At 64.4% G+C, this 18,589-nt stretch carries 17 protein-coding genes; 1 reads left to right on the top strand and 16 read right to left on the bottom strand.

Annotated features, from left to right (window positions below):
• Positions 1–24: 24 nt before the first annotated feature.
• From AC3WON_RS10845 to AC3WON_RS10830, 4 genes are all read right to left on the bottom strand, one after another.
• The gene (locus AC3WON_RS10845) at positions 25–816 is read right to left on the bottom strand and encodes a UCP032817 domain-containing protein (protein ID WP_492351792.1); all 792 of its coding nucleotides are present in this window, start codon (positions 814–816) and stop codon (positions 25–27) included.
• A 53-nt stretch (positions 817–869) separates the two neighbouring features.
• Entirely contained in the window at positions 870–4,277 is a 3,408-nt protein-coding gene (locus tag AC3WON_RS10840) for a bifunctional diguanylate cyclase/phosphodiesterase (RefSeq protein ID WP_492351791.1), read from the bottom strand.
• Between the two features lie 180 nt (positions 4,278–4,457).
• Entirely contained in the window at positions 4,458–6,920 is a 2,463-nt protein-coding gene (locus tag AC3WON_RS10835) for a SagB family peptide dehydrogenase (protein ID WP_492351790.1), read from the bottom strand.
• Positions 6,921–7,126: 206 nt separating this feature from the next.
• Complete coding sequence (locus AC3WON_RS10830) at positions 7,127–7,429, bottom strand: putative quinol monooxygenase (RefSeq protein ID WP_492351789.1); 303 nt, start codon at positions 7,427–7,429, stop codon at positions 7,127–7,129.
• Positions 7,430–7,726: 297 nt separating this feature from the next.
• Between AC3WON_RS10830 and AC3WON_RS10825 the strand changes: the two genes are divergently transcribed.
• Positions 7,727–8,458, top strand: a complete 732-nt coding sequence (locus AC3WON_RS10825) for a GntR family transcriptional regulator (RefSeq protein ID WP_492351788.1) — start codon at positions 7,727–7,729, stop codon at positions 8,456–8,458.
• Positions 8,459–8,490: 32 nt separating this feature from the next.
• On the opposite strand, the gene AC3WON_RS10820 is transcribed toward AC3WON_RS10825, so the two are convergent.
• The 12 genes from AC3WON_RS10820 to AC3WON_RS10765 form a co-directional block, all read right to left on the bottom strand.
• Positions 8,491–9,408, bottom strand: a complete 918-nt coding sequence (locus tag AC3WON_RS10820; protein WP_492351787.1) for a porin — start codon at positions 9,406–9,408, stop codon at positions 8,491–8,493.
• A 110-nt stretch (positions 9,409–9,518) separates the two neighbouring features.
• On the bottom strand, positions 9,519–9,944 hold the full coding sequence (locus AC3WON_RS10815) for a hypothetical protein (RefSeq protein WP_492351786.1): 426 nt from the start codon (positions 9,942–9,944) through the stop codon (positions 9,519–9,521).
• 225 nt (positions 9,945–10,169) lie between these two features.
• Entirely contained in the window at positions 10,170–11,969 is a 1,800-nt protein-coding gene (locus AC3WON_RS10810) for an amidohydrolase family protein (protein ID WP_492351785.1), read from the bottom strand.
• A gap of 84 nt (positions 11,970–12,053) precedes the next feature.
• Positions 12,054–12,761, bottom strand: a complete 708-nt coding sequence (locus AC3WON_RS10805) for a fumarylacetoacetate hydrolase family protein (RefSeq protein WP_436226094.1) — start codon at positions 12,759–12,761, stop codon at positions 12,054–12,056.
• A gap of 31 nt (positions 12,762–12,792) precedes the next feature.
• Positions 12,793–13,731, bottom strand: a complete 939-nt coding sequence (locus AC3WON_RS10800; protein WP_492351784.1) for a VOC family protein — start codon at positions 13,729–13,731, stop codon at positions 12,793–12,795.
• A 55-nt stretch (positions 13,732–13,786) separates the two neighbouring features.
• The gene (locus AC3WON_RS10795; protein ID WP_436226092.1) at positions 13,787–14,185 is read right to left on the bottom strand and encodes a cupin domain-containing protein; all 399 of its coding nucleotides are present in this window, start codon (positions 14,183–14,185) and stop codon (positions 13,787–13,789) included.
• A gap of 72 nt (positions 14,186–14,257) precedes the next feature.
• Positions 14,258–15,214 (bottom strand): fumarylacetoacetate hydrolase family protein, encoded by a 957-nt coding sequence (locus tag AC3WON_RS10790; protein WP_492351783.1) that lies wholly within the window; start codon positions 15,212–15,214, stop codon positions 14,258–14,260.
• A 12-nt stretch (positions 15,215–15,226) separates the two neighbouring features.
• The gene (locus tag AC3WON_RS10785) at positions 15,227–15,622 is read right to left on the bottom strand and encodes a nuclear transport factor 2 family protein (RefSeq protein ID WP_492351782.1); all 396 of its coding nucleotides are present in this window, start codon (positions 15,620–15,622) and stop codon (positions 15,227–15,229) included.
• 101 nt (positions 15,623–15,723) lie between these two features.
• The gene (locus AC3WON_RS10780) at positions 15,724–17,115 is read right to left on the bottom strand and encodes an MFS transporter (protein WP_492351781.1); all 1,392 of its coding nucleotides are present in this window, start codon (positions 17,113–17,115) and stop codon (positions 15,724–15,726) included.
• 114 nt (positions 17,116–17,229) lie between these two features.
• Positions 17,230–17,532, bottom strand: coding sequence for a putative quinol monooxygenase (locus AC3WON_RS10775; protein WP_492351780.1), 303 nt, complete (start codon positions 17,530–17,532; stop codon positions 17,230–17,232).
• 90 nt (positions 17,533–17,622) lie between these two features.
• On the bottom strand, positions 17,623–17,922 hold the full coding sequence (locus AC3WON_RS10770) for a putative quinol monooxygenase (protein WP_492351779.1): 300 nt from the start codon (positions 17,920–17,922) through the stop codon (positions 17,623–17,625).
• 78 nt (positions 17,923–18,000) lie between these two features.
• Entirely contained in the window at positions 18,001–18,396 is a 396-nt protein-coding gene (locus AC3WON_RS10765; RefSeq protein ID WP_492351778.1) for a nuclear transport factor 2 family protein, read from the bottom strand.
• Between the last annotated feature and the right edge of the window lie 193 nt (positions 18,397–18,589).

Below are 18,589 nucleotides of genomic sequence, written 5' to 3'. Positions count from 1 at the left end.
CCGCCCGGCCACGAATGCAGGCCTTCAGCAGGCAGCGGCCTGGGGCGCCGCCAGTGCGCAGTATGCGGGGGTGCCGGCCTTGGCAAGGCGGGCACAGTACGCCGGTTCTTCCGTCCTGGCGATGCGTGCGCAATACGCGGGCTCTTCCGCCCTGGCCATGCGCGCGCAGTACGCGGGCTCGTCCGTCCTGGCGATGCGCGCACAGTACGCGGCCTCTTCCGCCTTGGCCATGCGTGCGCAGTATGCCGGCTCCTCCGTCCTGGCGATGCGTGCACAGTACGCGGCCTCTTCCGCCTTGCCCATGCGTGCGCAGTATGCCGGCTCCTCGGTCCTGGCGATGCGTGCACAGTACGCGGCCTCTTCCGCCTTGGCCATGCGTGCGCAGTAAGCGGCCTCGTCGGCCGCTGCCCGGGCGCAATATGCGGCAGACGTCAGCGGGCTGCCGAATTCGCGCATGCTCAGCGCATCGCTCGCAGCGGCCATTTGCAGGAGGCGGGCCTCGTCTTCCGGACCGTCGATGCCGACGTAGGGGTCGTGGTGAAGGACATAGCCGAAGATGCGCTCGCAATCGCTGGCATAGCGCCTGGTGTCCAGGATGTGGGCATGCCAGAAGGCATCCACCTGCTCGCTGGGGACGGCGGGCGTGTCCGGATGCTTCGCCGCCAGCTTGAGGAATTGCCGGTAGCCGCTCTCCGCCTGCTCCAGCGATTCCGGCGACCAATGCGCATGCTTCTGATGCAGCAGCTTGGCCTTCATCCTGGAAAAGTCCAGGGCGTCGATGGCCTGCCACATGATTTCAATAGTACGGTCCTGCATGATCTAGCTCCCTGTTATTGGACTGCTTAAGCACGCACCGGACTGACGGGCAGTCAGGCGCGCATCGGTTGCGGTCCATGCTCGAGAGCGGGACCGTTCTCCATGCGGCTGGCCAGGAAGGCAGTGATCTTCGCTGGCGGCAGCGGATGGCTGAAGTAGTAGCCCTGCACTTCGTCGCAGCCTTCGCGGCGCAGGAATTCGAGTTGCACCTCGTTCTCCACGCCTTCGGCGACCACTTCGAGGCCAAGCCGGTGGCCAAGGCCGATCACCGCGCTGGTAATCTGCGTGTCGCTGCGGCTTTCCGGTATGTAGCGGACGAAGCTGCCGTCGATCTTGACCGTATCGATCGGGAAGCGGCTCAGGTACGCGAGCGAGGAGTAGCCGGTGCCGAAGTCGTCGATTGCCAGCCGGACACCGGTGCGCTTCAGGCGCGAGAGCCAGCTGGACGCCTGTTCGGCATCGCGCATGACCATGCTCTCGGTGAGTTCAAGCTCCAGCAGGTTGCCGGGCAGCCCGGCTTGCCGCAGGGCATCGATGATGGTCAGCCTGAGCGACTTGTCGGCGAACTGCCGTGCCGAAAGATTGACTGAAACACGCACCGGCGGCAGTCCCTGCGCGCGCCATGCGGCATTCTGCCGGCACGCTTCGCGCAGGGCCCAGGCACCGATCTCGACAATGGCGCCGCTCTGCTCCGCGAAGGGAATGAAATCTCCGGGCATGACCAGGCCGAGTTCCGGGTGGCGCCAGCGGATCAGTGCCTCGACCGCCGTGCACGCCCCCGACGCGAGCGCAATGCGCGGCTGGTAGTAGAGGATGAATTCGTCCTGTTCGAGCGCGCGGTGCAGGTGCGACTCCATGTCGATGCGCCGCTGCAGCGACGCGCTCATGCCCCGGCAGTAGAACTGGTAGCCGTTCTTGCCGAGCTGCTTGGCACCGTACATGGCCAGGTCGGCATGCTTGAGCAGGGTCTGCCAGTCGCTGCCGTCCTCGGGGAAGGAGCTGATGCCGATGCTTGCCGTCATGCGCAGTTCCGACTCGTTGACGACGAAGCCTGGCGCGAGCGCAGCCTGGATCCGGGCGATGGTCCGGTCCAGGATCGTCGAATCTCCCTTGGGGTCCAGCAGCACGACGAATTCATCGCCGCCGAAGCGGGTGATCAGCTCCACCTCCTCCAGGCTGCCGCGCAAGCGGTCGGCCATCTCGCGCAGCACGATGTCGCCGGCGTTGTGGCCGATGGTGTCGTTCACGACCTTGAATTCGTCCAGGTCCACGAAAATGACATGCAGGGCCTGGCCGCTGGCGCGGGCACGGGTCAGCGCCTGCTCGAACTCGGCCTTGAACATGAGGCGGTTGGGCAGCCCGGTAAGGGCATCGTGATTGGCGATGAAGCGCAGGTTTTCCTCGGCCTGGCGCCGCAACAGGAAATGCCCGGTCTGATTGGCAATGCCGCTCGCCATCGCGAGCGCATGCGTATCGGGGCTGCGCTTGCTGCGGGAATAAAGTTCGACCACGCCGAGCGTCACGTGGCCCCGGCTCAGCGGGAAGGCGAACACCGTCCGGATGCCGCCGGCGTCGAGCCACCTGGCTTGCGGATGCCGGGCCATCGCGCTCCGGCTTGCATACCATTGCGGCGCCTGCAAGACCACGGCGCCGGCCGGCAATGCGGGGCGCTCGGCGAGCCAGGGCTGCAGCGTCTTGACGCGGGCCAGGTAGACCGGCGGCAGCTTCAGCCCCTGGCTGTCATCGCCAGGCCAGAAGGTACCGGCCTCCCAGTCCATGCCTTCGAGCAGCGTGTGGACGATCTCCTCCAGCACCTCGATCTCGCTGGTGGCGGTGGCCAGGTGCAGGGCAATCTGGTGTTCCTGCGTCCTGGCCTGCTCGGCGGACCTGCGCTGGCTGATGTCCTGCGCGGTGCCCCGCAGCACGGCGCTGTCCGCCGCCCCATGCGCGTGGCCGATCAGGTGCAGCCAGCCCCGGCGTCCGCGCCGCGACCGGTAGGGGCACTCGAACTCGAACGGCTGGCGATCCTGCAGGGCTGTCCGCATCCTTTCCCGCAGCACGGCGCGATGGCCGGCGTCGATCGCCTGGAACAGCGCTTCCGGAGTCGGCTTGTCGCCGCGCAAGCCTAGCAGGCGCGCCATCTCCTGGGAAAAGTGCGCGCTGTCCTGGTCCAGGTCGATGCGCCAGTCGCCCAGGTGGGCAATCTGCTGTGCCTCGGCAAGCGCGGCCTGGCTGTCGCGCAGGCTGTGCGTCATCTGGTCGGCCACGGCCACGGCGCGAGCGCGCGAACTCGACAACGCGTAGGCCAGCCACCCCAGCAGCACGCTGATGATCGCGCCGGAAATCACCACCAGCCCCGGCAGGTAGCGCTGCGGACCACTGATGGCCTTGGCATCGGCAGCAAATGCAATCATCCAGCGCCGTCCGCCGAAATTCCGCACCACGCTCTTGGCCAGGTCATGCTGGCCCGGGGCCGCCTGGCCGTCCGCCAGTACTGTCGCGCCATGCGCGGCACTGGCGTGGACGGCGCTGCCGCCGGCAACCCGGCTGCGTTCCCTGGCCGCCAGGCCGGTCACGCTGTCATAGAGCAGGTTGGCTGCGGAAGGCGGAACCGCAGCCTGCGCGAAGTCTCCGGCATCATGCACGCGGAACCGGATCCGGCGCAGGTTCTCATTGCTGACCAGGTCCTTCAGCAGGTCATCCACCCGGATCCCCGCGCCAACCGAGCCGACATAGGCGCGCCGGCGCGCTTCCACGGAATCCAGCTCGGGCACCTTGCGGTACACCGGCAGGCGCAGGGCGATGCCCACATGCGGGTTCTTTGCCTCGCTGAAGATCAGGCGCCCGCTGCTGACTGACTGCCCGGTATCGCGCGCGCGTTCCAGCGCGGCCAGGCGGCGTGGCTCGGCGCCGATGTCGATGCCGATCGACGCCAGGTTGAGGGCGAGCGGTTCGACATAGGTCAGCACGAAATGCCCCGGCCGCTGGCTGGGAGGGCGGACGTTGAACGTCACGCCCGCCTCGCGCAGGATCGGATCGCTGCGCTGCCGGGCGACAAAGGCGTCGATCTCGGCCGCCGGCACGTAGGGCGCGTAGTTCAGCGTCTGGAAACCGGGATAGCGCTGCGGCAGGTTCAAGCCGCTGACGAAATCGCGAAACTCGCCGCGCGAGACATGGTCGCTGGCGCCGAACAGCGCCTGCATGGTCACCAGTACATCGGTATAGAGGCGGATCCGTGTATCGATCTGCTGGATCACGTCGCCGGTATCGTTCTCAAAACGCAGGCGGACGTCCTTCTCAAGCAGGTCGGTGCAGAATGCATAGACGACAGCCGTCGTCATCAAGCCAAGCAGCAAGGTGCCCGCGGTGATGGTGCGCGACCCAAGCCGTCCAAGCGGGCGCAGCGCGCGCGCAAGCGTCTGGCGCAAGATTGTTTCCCCCCGGATGTCGATGGCAACCATGCGGCCGAACGTCCGTCACCAACGACTGATGCTAATAGTGCACTTATTGGCTGGGGTTTCTATTCGAAACCCGCGCTCTTATATGTCTTAACAATCTATAACAAGCGGGGAAAAACGGGCCCTGATTATCGCGACGTAAACACCCGACTTAAGTGGGGTTGCAGTTTTGCGAGATGCGGATCAGGACGACGGCTGCGGCACGGCGTGGCCCAGCGCCACCGCCAGCAGGAACTGCTCCTGCGATGGATCAAGCCCGAGGACGTCGTTCAGAAGCGTGTCGAAGACGCCGCCGAACGGGCGCGCGCTCAGCCCCAGCGCGGTGGCGGCAAGAATCAGGTTCTGCGACAGATGGCCGGACTCAGCCACCAGCATGCGATAGCCCCCCTCGCCATACTTGTACTCGTGCCGGGGAAAGTACCCGGTCAGGCAGATCAGCGCGGCACAGCCCGAGATCATTTCCCGTTCCGCCGGCAACATGGCTTCGATCAGGCGCTCGCGGGGCAGCGGCCGCACGCATTCCAGTTCCCCCTCATCCGGGCAGAGGTGATAGATGGCTGGGGGGAGCCCTTCCACATTGAGTATGACCGGGTAGATTTCGACCGCGTAGAGCCCTCCGCTTGACGGATAGGCGCGTAGCGTGGCGTCGCGCGAGGCTCCGCTCAGGATGCCGGTCGCGCCACAAGCGATCTGGAGCAGCGCGTCGAACGGCTGGCGGGAAACCGGCAGGCCGGTATAGGCGCGCTGCGAACGCCGGGCCCGCGTGATGGCATGGAAGGCCTCGAGCTCTGCGGGGACGGATCGCCCGAGCGTCGTTCTTGGCGCGCCAGGATAAGCGCGATGCCCACCGTCAGTTGCCAGATGCAGGACGGCATCGCGGTCCAGGCCGCCGCCGGCAAGCACACCCTTTTTTGTGAGGGTATGCAACAGCCGGCCGGCGGCCCTGCCCGAGAGGTCGATCACGCCGGCGTCGGCCAGCGCGCGCAGCAGGGCATCCCCGACGCCGCGGTCGGGAGGGGATAGCCGGTCCAGCAGCTGTGCGACAGTGTGCCCGCCGTCCATGGCGCGTAACAGGCCAGCCAGCACCGCGGCCGCACCAGCCACGGCGACTTCGCGCCGTGTGGCGCGCATCAACACGCAGCCCGGCTGTGGCTCAAATGCCGGCTCCTCGCAACGCAGGGCGAAGCGCGTGGTGCTGTCTGCGTCGGCCCAGCTGCGTGCAAAGGGAACAAGCGTCGGGCATAGGGCGCCGACGTTTGCTCCGCCGGCTGGCGTCCAGGTGGTCTGCCGCCTTTCAGGCACCCCGTCTATCAGCAGGCCAGAATCGAAGACATACGAGACCGCCGTCTCATCAAACATGGTCAACCTGAAGCCGGCGGATTCAGGCATTGGGCCAGGCGCCGGCACGGCGGCCTCTGCTGTGGCTGCTGTCGCTGCTGTCGCTGCTGTCGCTACTGTCGCTACTGTCGCGCCGGCGCGCCGTGTCGCGTCGGCGAGCCGGTCACGCAACACCGTCTGACCGGCTAGGTCCCGCGTTGCCTTGCAGGCGGCCAGACCGGCCTCGTAAGCTTGGCAGGCCGGCGCCGGCCGATCGAGCGCCAGCAGCGCGTCGCCCAGGTCGCGTTGCAGCATGGCCGCCAGCCCCGTGCGGCTGGCGCCCTCCGGCGCCTGTGCAAGCGTCCCAAGGGCCTGCTCAAGGAAACGGACCGACTGCTCGAGCCGATGCGCCAGCCGCAGTGAGTGCCCGAGCCGGCCGAGCACGACGGCGGCGCCGAAGGACTCTCCCTGGCCCAGCGAGGCCAGCGTGGCGAACAGTTGTGGAACACGCAGGTGCAGTCCGTGGAAGAGCAGATACTCCGCCCGCGGCGCGGATGCCGTCGCAGCGTCGCTCGCGGCGTCGGCCTGCATGCCAGCCACGTCTGCCAGGACACCAAAGGCATGCCAGATCTCGGGCGCATCCGGATCAAGTGCAACGGCAGCGTCCAGGGCATGCTGCACCAGGCGGCGGATATCCGCCGCCGGTGCCGACCCGACCAGGAGCCGTGCCAGCGCACATGTGTGCTGAAGCCGGCGCCGCGACGGGACGGCGCGCACATCGAGCTCGAGTGCCTCTCGATAGCATGCGATCGCCTCGGCTGGCCTGGCGGCGCGCGCGAGACATGCGCCCTTCTCGCCGAGGACCTGCGCTGCCCGCGCGCAATCGCCCAGCGCACGGAACGCGCTTGCCGCCTGCGCATAAGACAGGCTCGCATCGGCGTCACGCTGCAGCGATGCGTCGAACTTGCCAAGCCGATGCCAGGCCTGGGCCACAAATCCCGCATCGCCCGCGTTCCTCGCGGCGGCCAGCGCGGCTTCATAGGACTGTCTTGCCTGCTCAATGTCGCCCGAGGCGCGGAACCCGTCCCCTAGCGCGGCATGCAGCATGTAGACAAGCCGGCCAACGGCCCGCGCGGGTGCGAGCCGTTGCGCCAGCGTGAGCGCGGCGTGCAGCTGCGACATCGCCGCGTCGAAGCGTGACGCCCCAAGCAGGCACTGTCCAATCCGCTCGAGGACGACAGCGCGCTCGAAAGCGCGCGCCTGCGGCAGCCGGGCTTCGATGGCCTCGAACAATTGCCGGGCATGATCCCAGTTCTGCGCCTGCAGCATTTGCTGCGCCCGCTCGCACGCGGCCGGATACCACGCGCGGATGTCCTGGTTTTTCGATACGCTCCGACTACCGGCGCTAGCGCCCTGTGTCCCTGAACTGGCCATTGGTCTCATCCGACAGATCTCCGCGCCGACAATGTGGCAGGCAAGCCCGCCCGGAGCCCGAGCGGTCGTCCGGACGCAGCTTGCGACAGCGGGACTTTATATTACGGCGCTACGCGGATGAAATCCGAACGCTCCCGCACCTCGAGCATCGGCGGCCCCACGGTGTACCACGTCTTGTGATGCGCTGTCTGCGCATGCGCTTCGATGGCGGCCTGGTCCCGATAGACTTCGTAGTACATGATTCGGGTGGGATCTTCCGGGTCGACCAGCACGTCGAACTGCAGGCAACCCGGCTCGGTCGTTCTTGCCGCTTCGGCATTCGCGTTCAGCGCTGCCATCAGTTCCTCCACCTTGCCCGGCTTGATGCGGCAATTGACCACCAATACGACGTTTCCTTCACTCATGAATCTCTCTCCTTAGTCACCGCCGCTGATCCGCACTTCGGCTCGAACGGCGTTTGTTGTGGGTCATGGCAGCATCCCGGATCGCACACAGTGCTACGATCCTAATGCTATTATCATTATACTTATATAGACCAGCACAGCAAGCCAACTTCGCGGCAATCGACTATCGTTGCAGCGCACGAACCAACAAGGAGAGGCGATCTAGTCTCCTGTGCGCGCCAGTGATCGTTATGTTGTATAATATTTTTATTATGTTCAATGCAACAGCCGTTCGCCGCCGGCAGGAATATCCTACCCATGGAAACCAGTCATTTCAGCCGCAAGCTTCCGCTCTGGTACCAGGCTTGTGAGTCGATCCGCGCGGAGATCTACAGCCGGCTGCGTTCCAGCGAACTCCGCCTCCCGCCCGAGAGCCAACTTGCAGAAGAGCATGGCGTCAGCCTGATCACCGTCCGGCAGGCATTGACGGTACTGGAGAGCGAGGGCCTGATCACGCGGACTCGCCGCCGTGGCACCGTCATCAATCCACTCGAAGCGCAGCCAAGGAAGGAGATGAAGGTCCTGGGAACACTGGCGACAGTGTTCAATCACGACTCGGCTGCGGAACTCGACCTGCTTGAGAAGCTTCTGGTCGTCACCCCCGAGGACCTGAAAGCGACCTTCCGCGACGCGACGCACCTGACCTATATGCGCCGCCTGCGCCATGACAAGAACGGCCCGATCAACTACGCGGTCAATTACATGCTTCCCGAGTTCGGTGAGAACATCACCGAGGCGGATATGCAGAAGATGCCGATTCCGCGGATCCTGCGGGACAAGTTCAATGTCAATGTCATGCGCATCGACTACAGCGCCAGCGCAATGGAAGCCTCCGCCGATATTGCGAGCCACCTCCGGGTGCCGCCGAAAAGTGCAATCCTGAATCTGGTGGCGACGGTCTTCGATCATACGGAGCGCGTGGTCGATGTCGGGCGGATCTATTGTCCCGCGGGCAAGTTCTCCTTCGATATCTCGATCGACATGTCATAGCGGCCGCGCATGCGCGGCCGGCGCGCCCGCTCTCAGAATCTGTGCTTGATGCCGATCTCGCCGCCGAAGTGTTTCGGCCTGGCATTGCTGTCGTGCACGATGTCGGCATACAGCGAGGTGCGCTTCGATAGCGAGTAGTAGTAGGCGATACCGGTCTTTTCCATCAGCGTCCGATCAGAAGTGGTATCCCTGAGCTTGCCGTGGGAAATGTGGATCTGGCTGTTCCGGATCGGAATCGTGGCGCCCAGGATCAGGGACACGCGCCGGTTCCCCGTATCGGTCATGCCGCCGCCCATCGAGGCGCGCAGCGTAAATGCCTGCGTTTCATAGACGCCGGTGACCATGTGCCAGATGGCCCTGTCGCCGCCAGGCCGGTCGTATCCATAGGCTGCGAGGACGGAACCGGCCCGGTAGGAAACGGAGAAGGAAACCGGACGATGCGGCACCTTGTTGCCCTCGGCCTCCGCGACCTGGCCAGAGAACGTCAAGCCGTCGACATCAAACTGATAGTTAACGGATTTGTCGTTGTATACTCTACCGATGCCGCCGGTGCTGATCAGGAACATCGACATCAACGTGCTGTTGTAGAGCGGATCCGCGGGAATCTGCACGTTCCAGCTCGCTGGCGTGTATTCCCGCCCGACCCAGAACCGCCCGAACCGGCCGAGAATGCCCACCATCGAGCGGTCATTGAACAGCCGGGTCGGATCCCGCATGGCACCCGTGTCCCCGGCAAAGCGGTTCTCCACATTGAAGAAGGCCTGCATGCCGCCCCCCAGGTCCTCGGTGCCCCGCAGACCAAAGCGGTTGCCCGATCCGTTCTGCATTGCCCAGGCGCCCTTGCCCGGGTTCTTTGCGATCGCAATATCGATCACGCCATACAACGTCAGCGATTGTCCCCACGCGGTACTGCAGAGGACGAAAAGCAGGAAAGAGACTAACAATTTCATCGGACCACGCTCCCCCATCTGTTGCCTTTGGCACTTCAGGCATATTTATTAAGAATATTTATAAATCTATTGGGCGGGACAGCCTCCTCGCTACACCGCCGGGTGGTCCCTCACATCATGTCTTCAAAGGAATTGATGGACATCTGCGTGCCGCGCAGAACACCGCCGGCGTCGAACTGGAAATGAAATACCGCGATCTGCGTCACATACTGGAAGCGGTAGGACCAGATTTCACGCTTCTGCAGCGCGTAGTACTGGATCGGCAAGCGGGGCTTGCCGAAACGCGCCACCACATCCTGCTTGGCCCACGCGCCCGGCCTGGCCTGCTGCAGCTCCTCCATCGTCAGCATCTGGCGATAGTCGACCAGAGCGCCATCCGTATCGAAATCCGCGGCATAGACGAAGAGTCCGAGCGGCTGGCCCGAGTACAGCCAGCGGCTGCGCCCGTCATGCAGCCGAACCTTGTCGGTGGGTTCTCCTATCCTGGCCTGCAGCGTCTGCGCGGAAATGCCGCGCACCTCCTGCAGTTCAACCATGGTCGGCGCAGCGGCGCAACCGGCCAATGCAAGCGCGGCACCGGCACTTGCCAGAAAACCGCCGAGCGCACTCAATCGGTCTATTTCCTTTTTCATCAGCGATTCCCAGAGGGGTGAGGAATCCCCGGGATGAATCCACGGGGCAAATGGGGAACAGGAATTCCCGCAGACAGAGGCTGACGGCGCAGGCCCTGCCTGCGCCGCTGATGCCGTCAGGCGCCCAACCTACGGCCTGAGCACGTAAGCCGGCGCGGTGGCGTTCTGCCCGATATAGGAAGTCGATCCCAGGAAATTGGGCCGATACGGTTCGGCATGGCTGTTCAGGCCCGCCGGCAGGGTGCCGACCAGCGCCGGGCCGTTGATGCGCGCCAGCACGCGATCCCTCGCCCGGGTCACGTCCCTGAGCAGCTTCTGCACGTCCCAGCCGACCAGTTTCCTATCGCGGTACACGATCTTTCCGGCAATGACCACGTCGCGCACGTTGCGCGACTCCATCAGCGTGACCACGGTGCCGGGAACGTTGTTCATGGGCGCGGTGTTGAGCGTATTGGCGTCGAGCACGACGATGTCGGCCTCTTTTCCCGGTGTCAGCGTGCCGACCTTGTGAAGCAGTCCTGAGCCCGCGGCGCCGGCAATGGTCATCATCTCGATCACTTGCCGGCTGGTCACCAGCTGCGGCGCCTTCAGCCCCTGCGGGTCGCTCAGCGGGAACACCAGCTCGTTCGCCAATGCCCGTTGCAGCGTGAATGCGGAACGCATCATCGAGAACGGGTTGGTCGTCATGTTGGTTTCCGTGTCCGGGCTCAGGCTGGGCAGGATGCCGTAGTTCAGCGCAAGCTGGAACGGCGGCATGCCGTGGCGCATCTGCATTTCCACCAGCGGCGAGATCGAAACGTGCGCGCCCCGGTCGGCAACCAATTGCCAGGCGCGCGACCTGACGTTATCCACGCCGATCTGGGCGACCGGCTCGTCCTGCCACAGCGTGCAGTGAACCAGCGTGACATCGGACCAGTCGGCGCCGTTGCGCGGATCCTGCGCAATGCCCTCGACGACTGCGCCGTGCGCCGCGTGGTTGTTGATCCAGGCGCCGAACTCCCGCGCGAGTTGCCAGCCCGTGTAGTTCTGCTTCTCGCGCGTGCGCGGATCGACCACCGGGTGCCAGTCCAGCATCGCGCCCAGCGTCACCAGCTGGTCCTTCGAGCTGAAGTACGTCTTGGCCAGCCGGCCCAGCCCGAATGACGTATCGCCGCTGCGGCCGGGGTATTCATAGGACTGCTCCGGGAACTGCGCCGAGCGGTCATTGCCCCATCCGTAAGCGTAGACCGCGCGTTGGCCCGAATCGAAGAGCGCCTGGATCATTGCGTCGGTATGGTCCGGCGTGTGCGATGACTGCGAGGTATCCGTGATCGTGGTGACGCCCTGGGTGATCTGGCTGAGGGACGACACCAGCTCGGCGATGTAGCAGTCCTCCGGGTCCATGGGCGGGCGCCCGAGATCCCAGATGGGCGGCTGGCCCGGAACGGGCGGATTCGGCATGAATCCCGGCGTCCAGACCTCCTGGATGGTGGTGGTATAGAACTCGCCCGGCCATTTGGCGACCGGCTGCTGGCTATTGGCCGGTATGGCGCGGATATGGATGCCATCGGACAACGCACTGCGCATCAGCGTCTGGTACTGATGCTGGTGCGTGCTGATGAAGCCGGGCATCACGATGGTTCCGCTGCAATCGATGACCTGCGCGTCGGTCGCTTCCAGATGCGGGGCAATGGCCACGATCTTCTTGCCCTCGACCAGGACATCCGCCTGTTCGAAGTCTCCTACCTTCTCGTCAAGCGTGAGGACCGTGCCGCCTTTCAGCAGCAGGCGCGCGCCGCGGTTCCCGCCGACTTCCGGGCTCCGATACGCCTGGCTGTATGCGCTGCGAGCCGATGCCTCGCTGACCGCGTTGTCGGCTCGATTCTCCTGCCCTGCTGCATCCGCCGGCGGCCATTTACCGACTCGCCCGGATTCGCCTTGCTCATTCATGCTCCGACTCCAGATATGAAGGAAATATTTCCCTGTGGCTGGCGCCTGGACCTGGCGCCATGCCTGCATGCGACTGACGCCTGGCTAGGCTGCAGGCCCAATGCGCAGGTCAATGCTGGCGACGCCTGCGACCACGCCGTGCAGGCTGTCGCCGGCACGCACCGGCCCGACGCCGTGGGGCGTTCCCGTATAGATCAGGTCGCCCGGCCCGAGGCGATAGTATTTGGAGAGATCGGATACCAGCTCCGCCACGTTCCAGATAAACATCGAGATATCGCTGTCCTGCTTCGTCTCGCCATTCACCGAGACCGCGATCCTGCCGCTTTGCGGGTGACCGATTTCCGAAACCGGCACGATCTCCGAGACGATCGCGGACTCCTCGAAATCCTTGCCCACCTCCCACGGCCGGCCCTTGTCGCGCGCGGCGAGCTGCAGGTCGCGCCGCGTCATGTCGAGCCCGCATGCGTATCCGAACACGCAGTCCCAGGCCTCGGCGGGCGACACCCTGAACGCAGGCTTTCCGATCGCGGCAACCAGTTCGATCTCGTGGTGATAGTTGGCAGTGGCCGGCGGATACGGAACGACCGAGTCCGTGTGCGTGATGGCGAAGGGACTCTTGGTGAAATAGAAGGGCGGCTCAGGCGAGACTTCCCTGCCCATCTCCCTGGCATGGTCGGCATAGTTCAGCGCGACGCAGAAGATGCGGCGCACATGGTAAGGCTGGGCGCTGCCACGAATGGGCACACGCGGCAGCACCAGGCTTTGCGGGTCGAATTCAAGTGAGGTGTTCATGTTCGGCTTGATAGTGGTGTTAAGCGGCGGCTCAGGGGACGACGCGATTCAGCAGTGCCTCGGAAGGCTCCCCGCCCCACGGCGAGACAAAGCCCTGGGCGATGTCAACGCGCTTGCGTCCCGAGCTTGCGTTCAGCAGGTCGCCATGCGCGTAGTGTTCGTGAACCATCCCCCAGGGGCCGCCCCAGTAGTCGAACACCTGGTTTCCGAGCAGGTGGCGTCCAACGCCATAAAGCGGCTCGTACCTTCCCTTCGCTTGCAGGTGCTCGTGGCCGGTGAAGACGTCGTCGAGGTCAACCACCTCGAAGGCGAGATGGTTCAGGCCCGCGGTGGCATTGCTGAAGAACATCGCCACGTGGTGGTCGACGAACTCGTCGCCGCAGTCGCAGCGGTTGAACGACCCCAGCACGTTGTCCGGGCTGCCCTCGTACACCTCCTCTGACGGCAGCAGGCCCAGCACATGCCAGTACCATTCCAGCGTCTCCTGCAACCGGGGGGTGAAGATGACGGCATGGCCGAAGCTCCTGACCCGGGCGGGCCCCATGTGGATCCGGTCCAGTACGCCGACCGTCCGGCCTTGCTCCGGATGGCGATGCGTAATCGGAAGCTCAGGCAGCGGCGCGATGCCGTGGACGACTTCGATCAGGTAGCCGTCGGGGTCGCGCAGGCGCACGCGCTTGCCGCCACCGGGCGCGTCGATCGGCCCCACCGCGGAGGCGCCAGGCACCCGCGTCAGCTTCTCCAGGTCTGCCTCGCTGCCCGCGCGGTAGGCCATGCCCAGGAAGGCAGGGCTGCCCTTTTCCGTCACATGGATGTATTGCGCGGGCCCGGTGCCGCGCATGTACAACGTATTCTCGTTGCGCGCGACGCGCACCATGCCGAAATCGAGCAGGAATGCCTCCATCCTGTCCAGATCCGGTGCGCGCAGCCGCCCGTATGCAACGCCGGTTGCCTTGATGATGCTCATCATGTCTCCAGGTATTGGCTGGCCGCTCGTGGGCGGCCGAGCCTTGTGCCGATTGTTGCTAAGCCGCCTCGGTCTCGGCTTCGAGCGTGCTGAAATTGCCCGGCGAAATGACCTCGAGGCATTCGAAATCGGCCGACCAGTCCAGCGCGCCGTGCGTCAGGCCGCCAGGCTGGTACATGCAGTCGCCGGCCTTGAGCGTGACTTCGCCGTGGCCCTCGTGCCAGAGCTTCATCCATCCCTTGAGCATGTAGACGACCTGCAGGTCTACGATGTGCCGGTGACCGCCGATGGGCGACTCCATCGACGCGGTGGCACGAATCAGGTGCACCAGGTAGCGGCCGCTGGTCGCCTTGCGCATGCCGAGATCGCAATACTCGAAGAAGCCCCGCCTTCCATCGCTTTCCCAGTTCAGATCCTCGCCTCTGAGGATCGTCAGTTTCTCCACGTCTTCCATCATGTCTCCTTGTCCAGTTTCCAGAAGATTTGCGCCCGTGCGGGTTGCCGTGCCGGACCCGCAGCCCGCCCGGCGCTATGCCACCGGATTGGCCAGCGTGCCAAGTCCGGCGATCTCGATTTCGATGCGGTCCCCTCGCTTGAGATAGACCGGCGGCGTGCGGCCGGCGCCAACGCCTTCCGGGGTGCCGGTGCTGAAAATGTCGCCCGGCTGGAACCGGTACCATTTCGAGAAATACGAGATAAGCCTGGGAATCCGGCAGATGAGATCGCTGGTGCCGCTGTCCTGCATGACCTTGCCGTTCACGCGCGTGGTGATCGCCAGGTCGTGGGGATCCGCGATCTCGTCAGCGGTAGTCAGGACTGGACCGCATGGCGAAAAGCTGGGCAGGTTCTTGCCGAGGATGTTCCGGTCCCATGCGCGGATGGACTGGAAGCGCTCGGTCGAGGAGAACACCTCGGCTACCCAGTTGCGCGCCGACACGTCGTTGACGATGGTGTAGCCGGCGACATACTGCATCGCCGACGCTTCGTCGACGTTATGGCAGGTCCGTCCGAACACGAAGGCGAACTCGCCTTCGAAGTCGACCTGGTCCGGAAACTGCGGCGGAATCAGGATTGGCTTCTCGTGGCCCGTCAATGTGTCGGCAGGCTTGATGAAGGCGGTAGGATTTTCCGGCAGCGGCACGTCCGGATACTCGCGCATATGGCGACCGTAGTTGCCGGACGCCGCCAACAACAAACGCGGCTCCGGGATCGGGGCCAGCAGCGGCGTGCCATGGAACGACACCAGTGCCCCAGTTTCGCTGAGCTGGGCACTCGCGTGGTCGCTCATTTCCTCGACGGCACGCCGGCACTGATCGGCCAGCGCCAGTGCGGGAGCGCCGCCTTCGAGAATGCCGCGCACATCCGCAGGGATAAGCCTCGCCACACCAAGATGCCGGCGCAGCAAGATCAGGTCGAGGATATTCCCATCGCTCATCAGCAGGCCGGGGTGGCCCTTTTCCCCACAGTCGATAGTCACGAATTTCATCTTGCTGTCTCCTTATGCCTGCGCCTTGCCAGTCGGTATGGACGCCCACCCAACCATCTGCCAGCCGAAGGAAGCCAACACCCATACGCTCTGGAAGAGGCTGTCGATCAGCCGCTTCTCGCCACTGGACATGCCCTGGATCGCAATGTGGCCATGAACCACCGCGGTATCCCCGTACACCTGGACCGCTGCCGCCGTGCGCTTGATGTCGAGGTACTTCACCGCCCCGCTCGCGATGGAGGCGAGGTATTGCTGCTTGTCGTCCTGCCTCGCGCTGCCGTGGATGTAGACCAGGTCGCCGCCCAGCAGGCGGTCCAGGCCTGCCATGTCACCGCCGATCATCGCGGCATGCCGCTGGTCGTCGGCATTGAGGACCGAGGTGATCTTGCTTTTGGTTTCGTCTTTCATATCGATTCTTCCAGGCCATCGGATGAAGGCTGACATCCGATGGCTATTTTTTGCTTATATCAATAGATTTAATGTGCGGACCATGGCCGCCGGTTATCGCGTCATTGCGCCATGGAATCCGCCACCGATCCGCCTGTCTTCGGATCCTTCAACGCGCGGCTGCCGGCGCCTGACTGGCCGGGGGCATGGGCAGGAATCAGCCAGATGGCGAGCGCAGAGATCGAGCAGATGGCAGCCATCACCATCAGCGGCGCCGTCAGGCTTCCGGTCCGCTCCTGGCCGATCCCCATCAGGTAAGGCCCGATGAAGGAACCGAACGACGCAACCGTGTTGACCAGGGCCAACCCGCACGCGGCGCTCTGCCCGACCAGCAGCGTGGACGCCAGCGCCCAGGCGGGCGGAAAGCACGCGAACAGGAAGGCGCAGGCAACGCTGAGACCGGCTATGGTGACGTAGATGTTGGTGCTTGCCTGGACGCTGATCACGAAGCCCAGCGCTCCCAGGAGGACTGCGAAACAGAAATGTCCGCGACGCTCCTGGAAATAGTCGGACGAGTAGCCGAGCAGCAGCGTCACCAGCACGGTGCCAATCCAGGGAATGGAGGCGATCAGGCCGATGTTGCGGAAGCCGCTGACGCCGGCCGACTGCACCATCGTGGGCAGCCAGAAGACGATGCCGTACAGGCCGAGATAGCCGCCCGCCATGATTGCGCCGAGTGCCCACGCGCGCCAGTCCTTGAACGCCAGGAACCAGCCGCCCGACTCATGCCTGGAGGCACGATCCCTTGCGATTGCGTCGAGGACGACGCGCTTCTCATGTGGGCTGAGCCACTTTGCGTCCTGGGGCTTGTCCGCGACCAGCAGGAAGAACACGAAGCCCATCAGGATCGCCGGGATGCCCATGACCACAAACAGCCATTGCCACCCGGCCAGCCCGGCCGTGCCGGACATCGACTCCAGGATCCAGCCGGACAACGGGCCAATGAACAGGTTGCTGATCGGGAACACCAGCAGCAGCAATGCCATGACCCGGCCAAAGCGCGCCCGCGGGAACCAGCCGGACAGGTAATAGACGATGCCGGGGTAGAAGCCAGCCTCCATGAGGCCCAGCAGGAACCGGGCCATATAGAACTGCTCCGGCGTGCGCACCAGGATCGTCCCGACCGTGACGATGCCCCAGCTCACCATGATCCTGGCAATCCATTTCTTCGCACCCACGCGCGCCAGGATGACGTTGCTCGGCACTTCGAACAGCAGGTAGCCGAGCGAGAAGATCCCGGCCCCAAAACCGTAGGCCGCGGCTGACAGGCCGAAGGCCTCGGTGATCTGCAACTTGGCGAAGCCGACAATGAAACGGTCGAACAGCGCAATCATCGAACAAATGAACAGCAGCGGCAGGATGCCTCGCGTCACGCGCCGAAATACCTTGTCCTCTTCTTCCTTGCCGATCTCCGCCGGCAAGCTTGTCCTGATAGTCGAATCAGAATTGATCATGGTGAACCCTTCTCTTTCTGGATGAGCCAGCCCTTGCCGAGACGCCGGCAAGGGACGGTGAATCGCGTGGCAAGACCCAAAGACCGGCATGCCAGCCCCGGGACAGCCTCCGCCTCAGGGCGCGACGCGCTCGTAGATCGCCAGGTCGTGCTCGGCGAACAACGGGATGCCTTCCTGCAGGAATCTCTTGAAATGCGGCGTCTGCTGATGCGCCTGCAGCGCCGCCAGATCCCGGTAGACTTCGTAGACGACAATGCGCTCGTCGCCGTCCTCGGCGGTCGTCACATCGAACTGCAGGCAACCTGCTTCGGTCTGCAGTGCCGCCATGCGGTTCTTCTCCAGCTCATCCAGCAGTTGCTGCCGCTTGCCGGCCTGCGCCTGGCAGGCCACCACCACCACTTGCTTTCTCTCGCTCATCAGTCTCCCCTCTTGCTTGTTGTGTATTGCTTCGCTGCGCCGGGCGGGCGACCTGTCGCGTGCCGGCCGAACCGCCTCAGCCGCGCCCGGTCACGGTGCCGTGCGTGACAGCCGCACCGGCTGCCGCACTTCGAGAAGCGGTGCGCCTTCGGTCACCCATCGCTTGTGGTGAGCGGTCTGCGCGTGTGAATCGATCGCCGCCTGGTCCCGGTAGACCTCGTAGTACATGATCTTGGTCGGATCGTCCTTGTCGACGCTGACGTCGAAATGCAGGCAGCCCGGCTCCGCGCGGGAGGCTTCCGCATTCGCCAGCAACTCCGCCATCAGTTCCTTCACCTTGTCGCTCCGGATCCGGCAGCTCACTGCCAGGACCACGTTCCTTTCGCTCATCGCTTCTTCCCCTTCAGTAGATTGATCTGCTCGCAGACCGTACTGCCTGGCGCAGGCGCGGCCAGGCACGAACATCCATCACGCGGACGTAAACGCTTGCGGCACAGAGGCCCAGGCCGCCATTTGCCATTGCTTGTCCGACCTGACCCAGACGCTCTGGAACAGGCCGGTCATGCCCTTGCGGCTGCCCTCGCGCAACACACTGAGTGAAAGCTGTCCGTGCATGACGGCGGTTGGCCCATAGACCTGCACGACTGCCTCCGACCGCTTCAGCTCGACGTATTTGACGAGGCCGCTCGATACCGCCTTGAGATAGGCAGCCTTGTCTTCCGTACGCGCAGTCGCATGCGTGTAGACCAGGGAATCCGCAAGCAACGCATCCAGCGCGGCCACGTCGCCGGCCAGCATGGCCGCATATCGCGCGTCATCCGCCGCCATCACCGCCGCAATGTCGGCGCTCATCTTCTCGTTCATCTCCACCACCTTTTCGAGTTTTCAGGGTTGCCCCGGACAATCTTCGGAGCCTCAAAACTAATGATAATATTTATATACTTTTATGAGGCAAGATCAATCAGGGATTCCCCGCGCGACCCGGTCTCGGGCGGCGCGAGCCTCACATATTCGCCTCGCCCGGCAACTGAAATTCGACGGCCAGCGCTCGCGAATC

This window comes from Cupriavidus sp. FW305-46, from assembly GCF_058787075.1.
This window is presented reverse-complemented; position numbering and strand designations above follow the sequence as displayed.

Excerpts from the sequence above, each read along its gene's own strand:
- AC3WON_RS10845 (WP_492351792.1), bottom strand. The coding sequence starts at position 816 with ATGCAGGACCGTACTATTGAAATCATGTGGCAGGCCATCGACGCCCTG.
- AC3WON_RS10840 (WP_492351791.1), bottom strand. The coding sequence starts at position 4,277 with ATGGTTGCCATCGACATCCGGGGGGAAACAATCTTGCGCCAGACGCTT.
- AC3WON_RS10835 (WP_492351790.1), bottom strand. The coding sequence starts at position 6,920 with ATGCTGCAGGCGCAGAACTGGGATCATGCCCGGCAATTGTTCGAGGCC.
- AC3WON_RS10830 (WP_492351789.1), bottom strand. The coding sequence starts at position 7,429 with ATGAGTGAAGGAAACGTCGTATTGGTGGTCAATTGCCGCATCAAGCCG.
- AC3WON_RS10825 (WP_492351788.1), top strand. The coding sequence starts at position 7,727 with ATGGAAACCAGTCATTTCAGCCGCAAGCTTCCGCTCTGGTACCAGGCT.
- AC3WON_RS10820 (WP_492351787.1), bottom strand. The coding sequence starts at position 9,408 with ATGAAATTGTTAGTCTCTTTCCTGCTTTTCGTCCTCTGCAGTACCGCG.
- AC3WON_RS10815 (WP_492351786.1), bottom strand. The coding sequence starts at position 9,944 with ATGGTTGAACTGCAGGAGGTGCGCGGCATTTCCGCGCAGACGCTGCAG.
- AC3WON_RS10810 (WP_492351785.1), bottom strand. The coding sequence starts at position 11,969 with ATGAATGAGCAAGGCGAATCCGGGCGAGTCGGTAAATGGCCGCCGGCG.
- AC3WON_RS10805 (WP_436226094.1), bottom strand. The coding sequence starts at position 12,761 with ATGAACACCTCACTTGAATTCGACCCGCAAAGCCTGGTGCTGCCGCGT.
- AC3WON_RS10800 (WP_492351784.1), bottom strand. The coding sequence starts at position 13,731 with ATGATGAGCATCATCAAGGCAACCGGCGTTGCATACGGGCGGCTGCGC.
- AC3WON_RS10795 (WP_436226092.1), bottom strand. The coding sequence starts at position 14,185 with ATGATGGAAGACGTGGAGAAACTGACGATCCTCAGAGGCGAGGATCTG.
- AC3WON_RS10790 (WP_492351783.1), bottom strand. The coding sequence starts at position 15,214 with ATGAAATTCGTGACTATCGACTGTGGGGAAAAGGGCCACCCCGGCCTG.
- AC3WON_RS10785 (WP_492351782.1), bottom strand. The coding sequence starts at position 15,622 with ATGAAAGACGAAACCAAAAGCAAGATCACCTCGGTCCTCAATGCCGAC.
- AC3WON_RS10780 (WP_492351781.1), bottom strand. The coding sequence starts at position 17,115 with ATGATCAATTCTGATTCGACTATCAGGACAAGCTTGCCGGCGGAGATC.
- AC3WON_RS10775 (WP_492351780.1), bottom strand. The coding sequence starts at position 17,532 with ATGAGCGAGAGAAAGCAAGTGGTGGTGGTGGCCTGCCAGGCGCAGGCC.
- AC3WON_RS10770 (WP_492351779.1), bottom strand. The coding sequence starts at position 17,922 with ATGAGCGAAAGGAACGTGGTCCTGGCAGTGAGCTGCCGGATCCGGAGC.
- AC3WON_RS10765 (WP_492351778.1), bottom strand. The coding sequence starts at position 18,396 with ATGAACGAGAAGATGAGCGCCGACATTGCGGCGGTGATGGCGGCGGAT.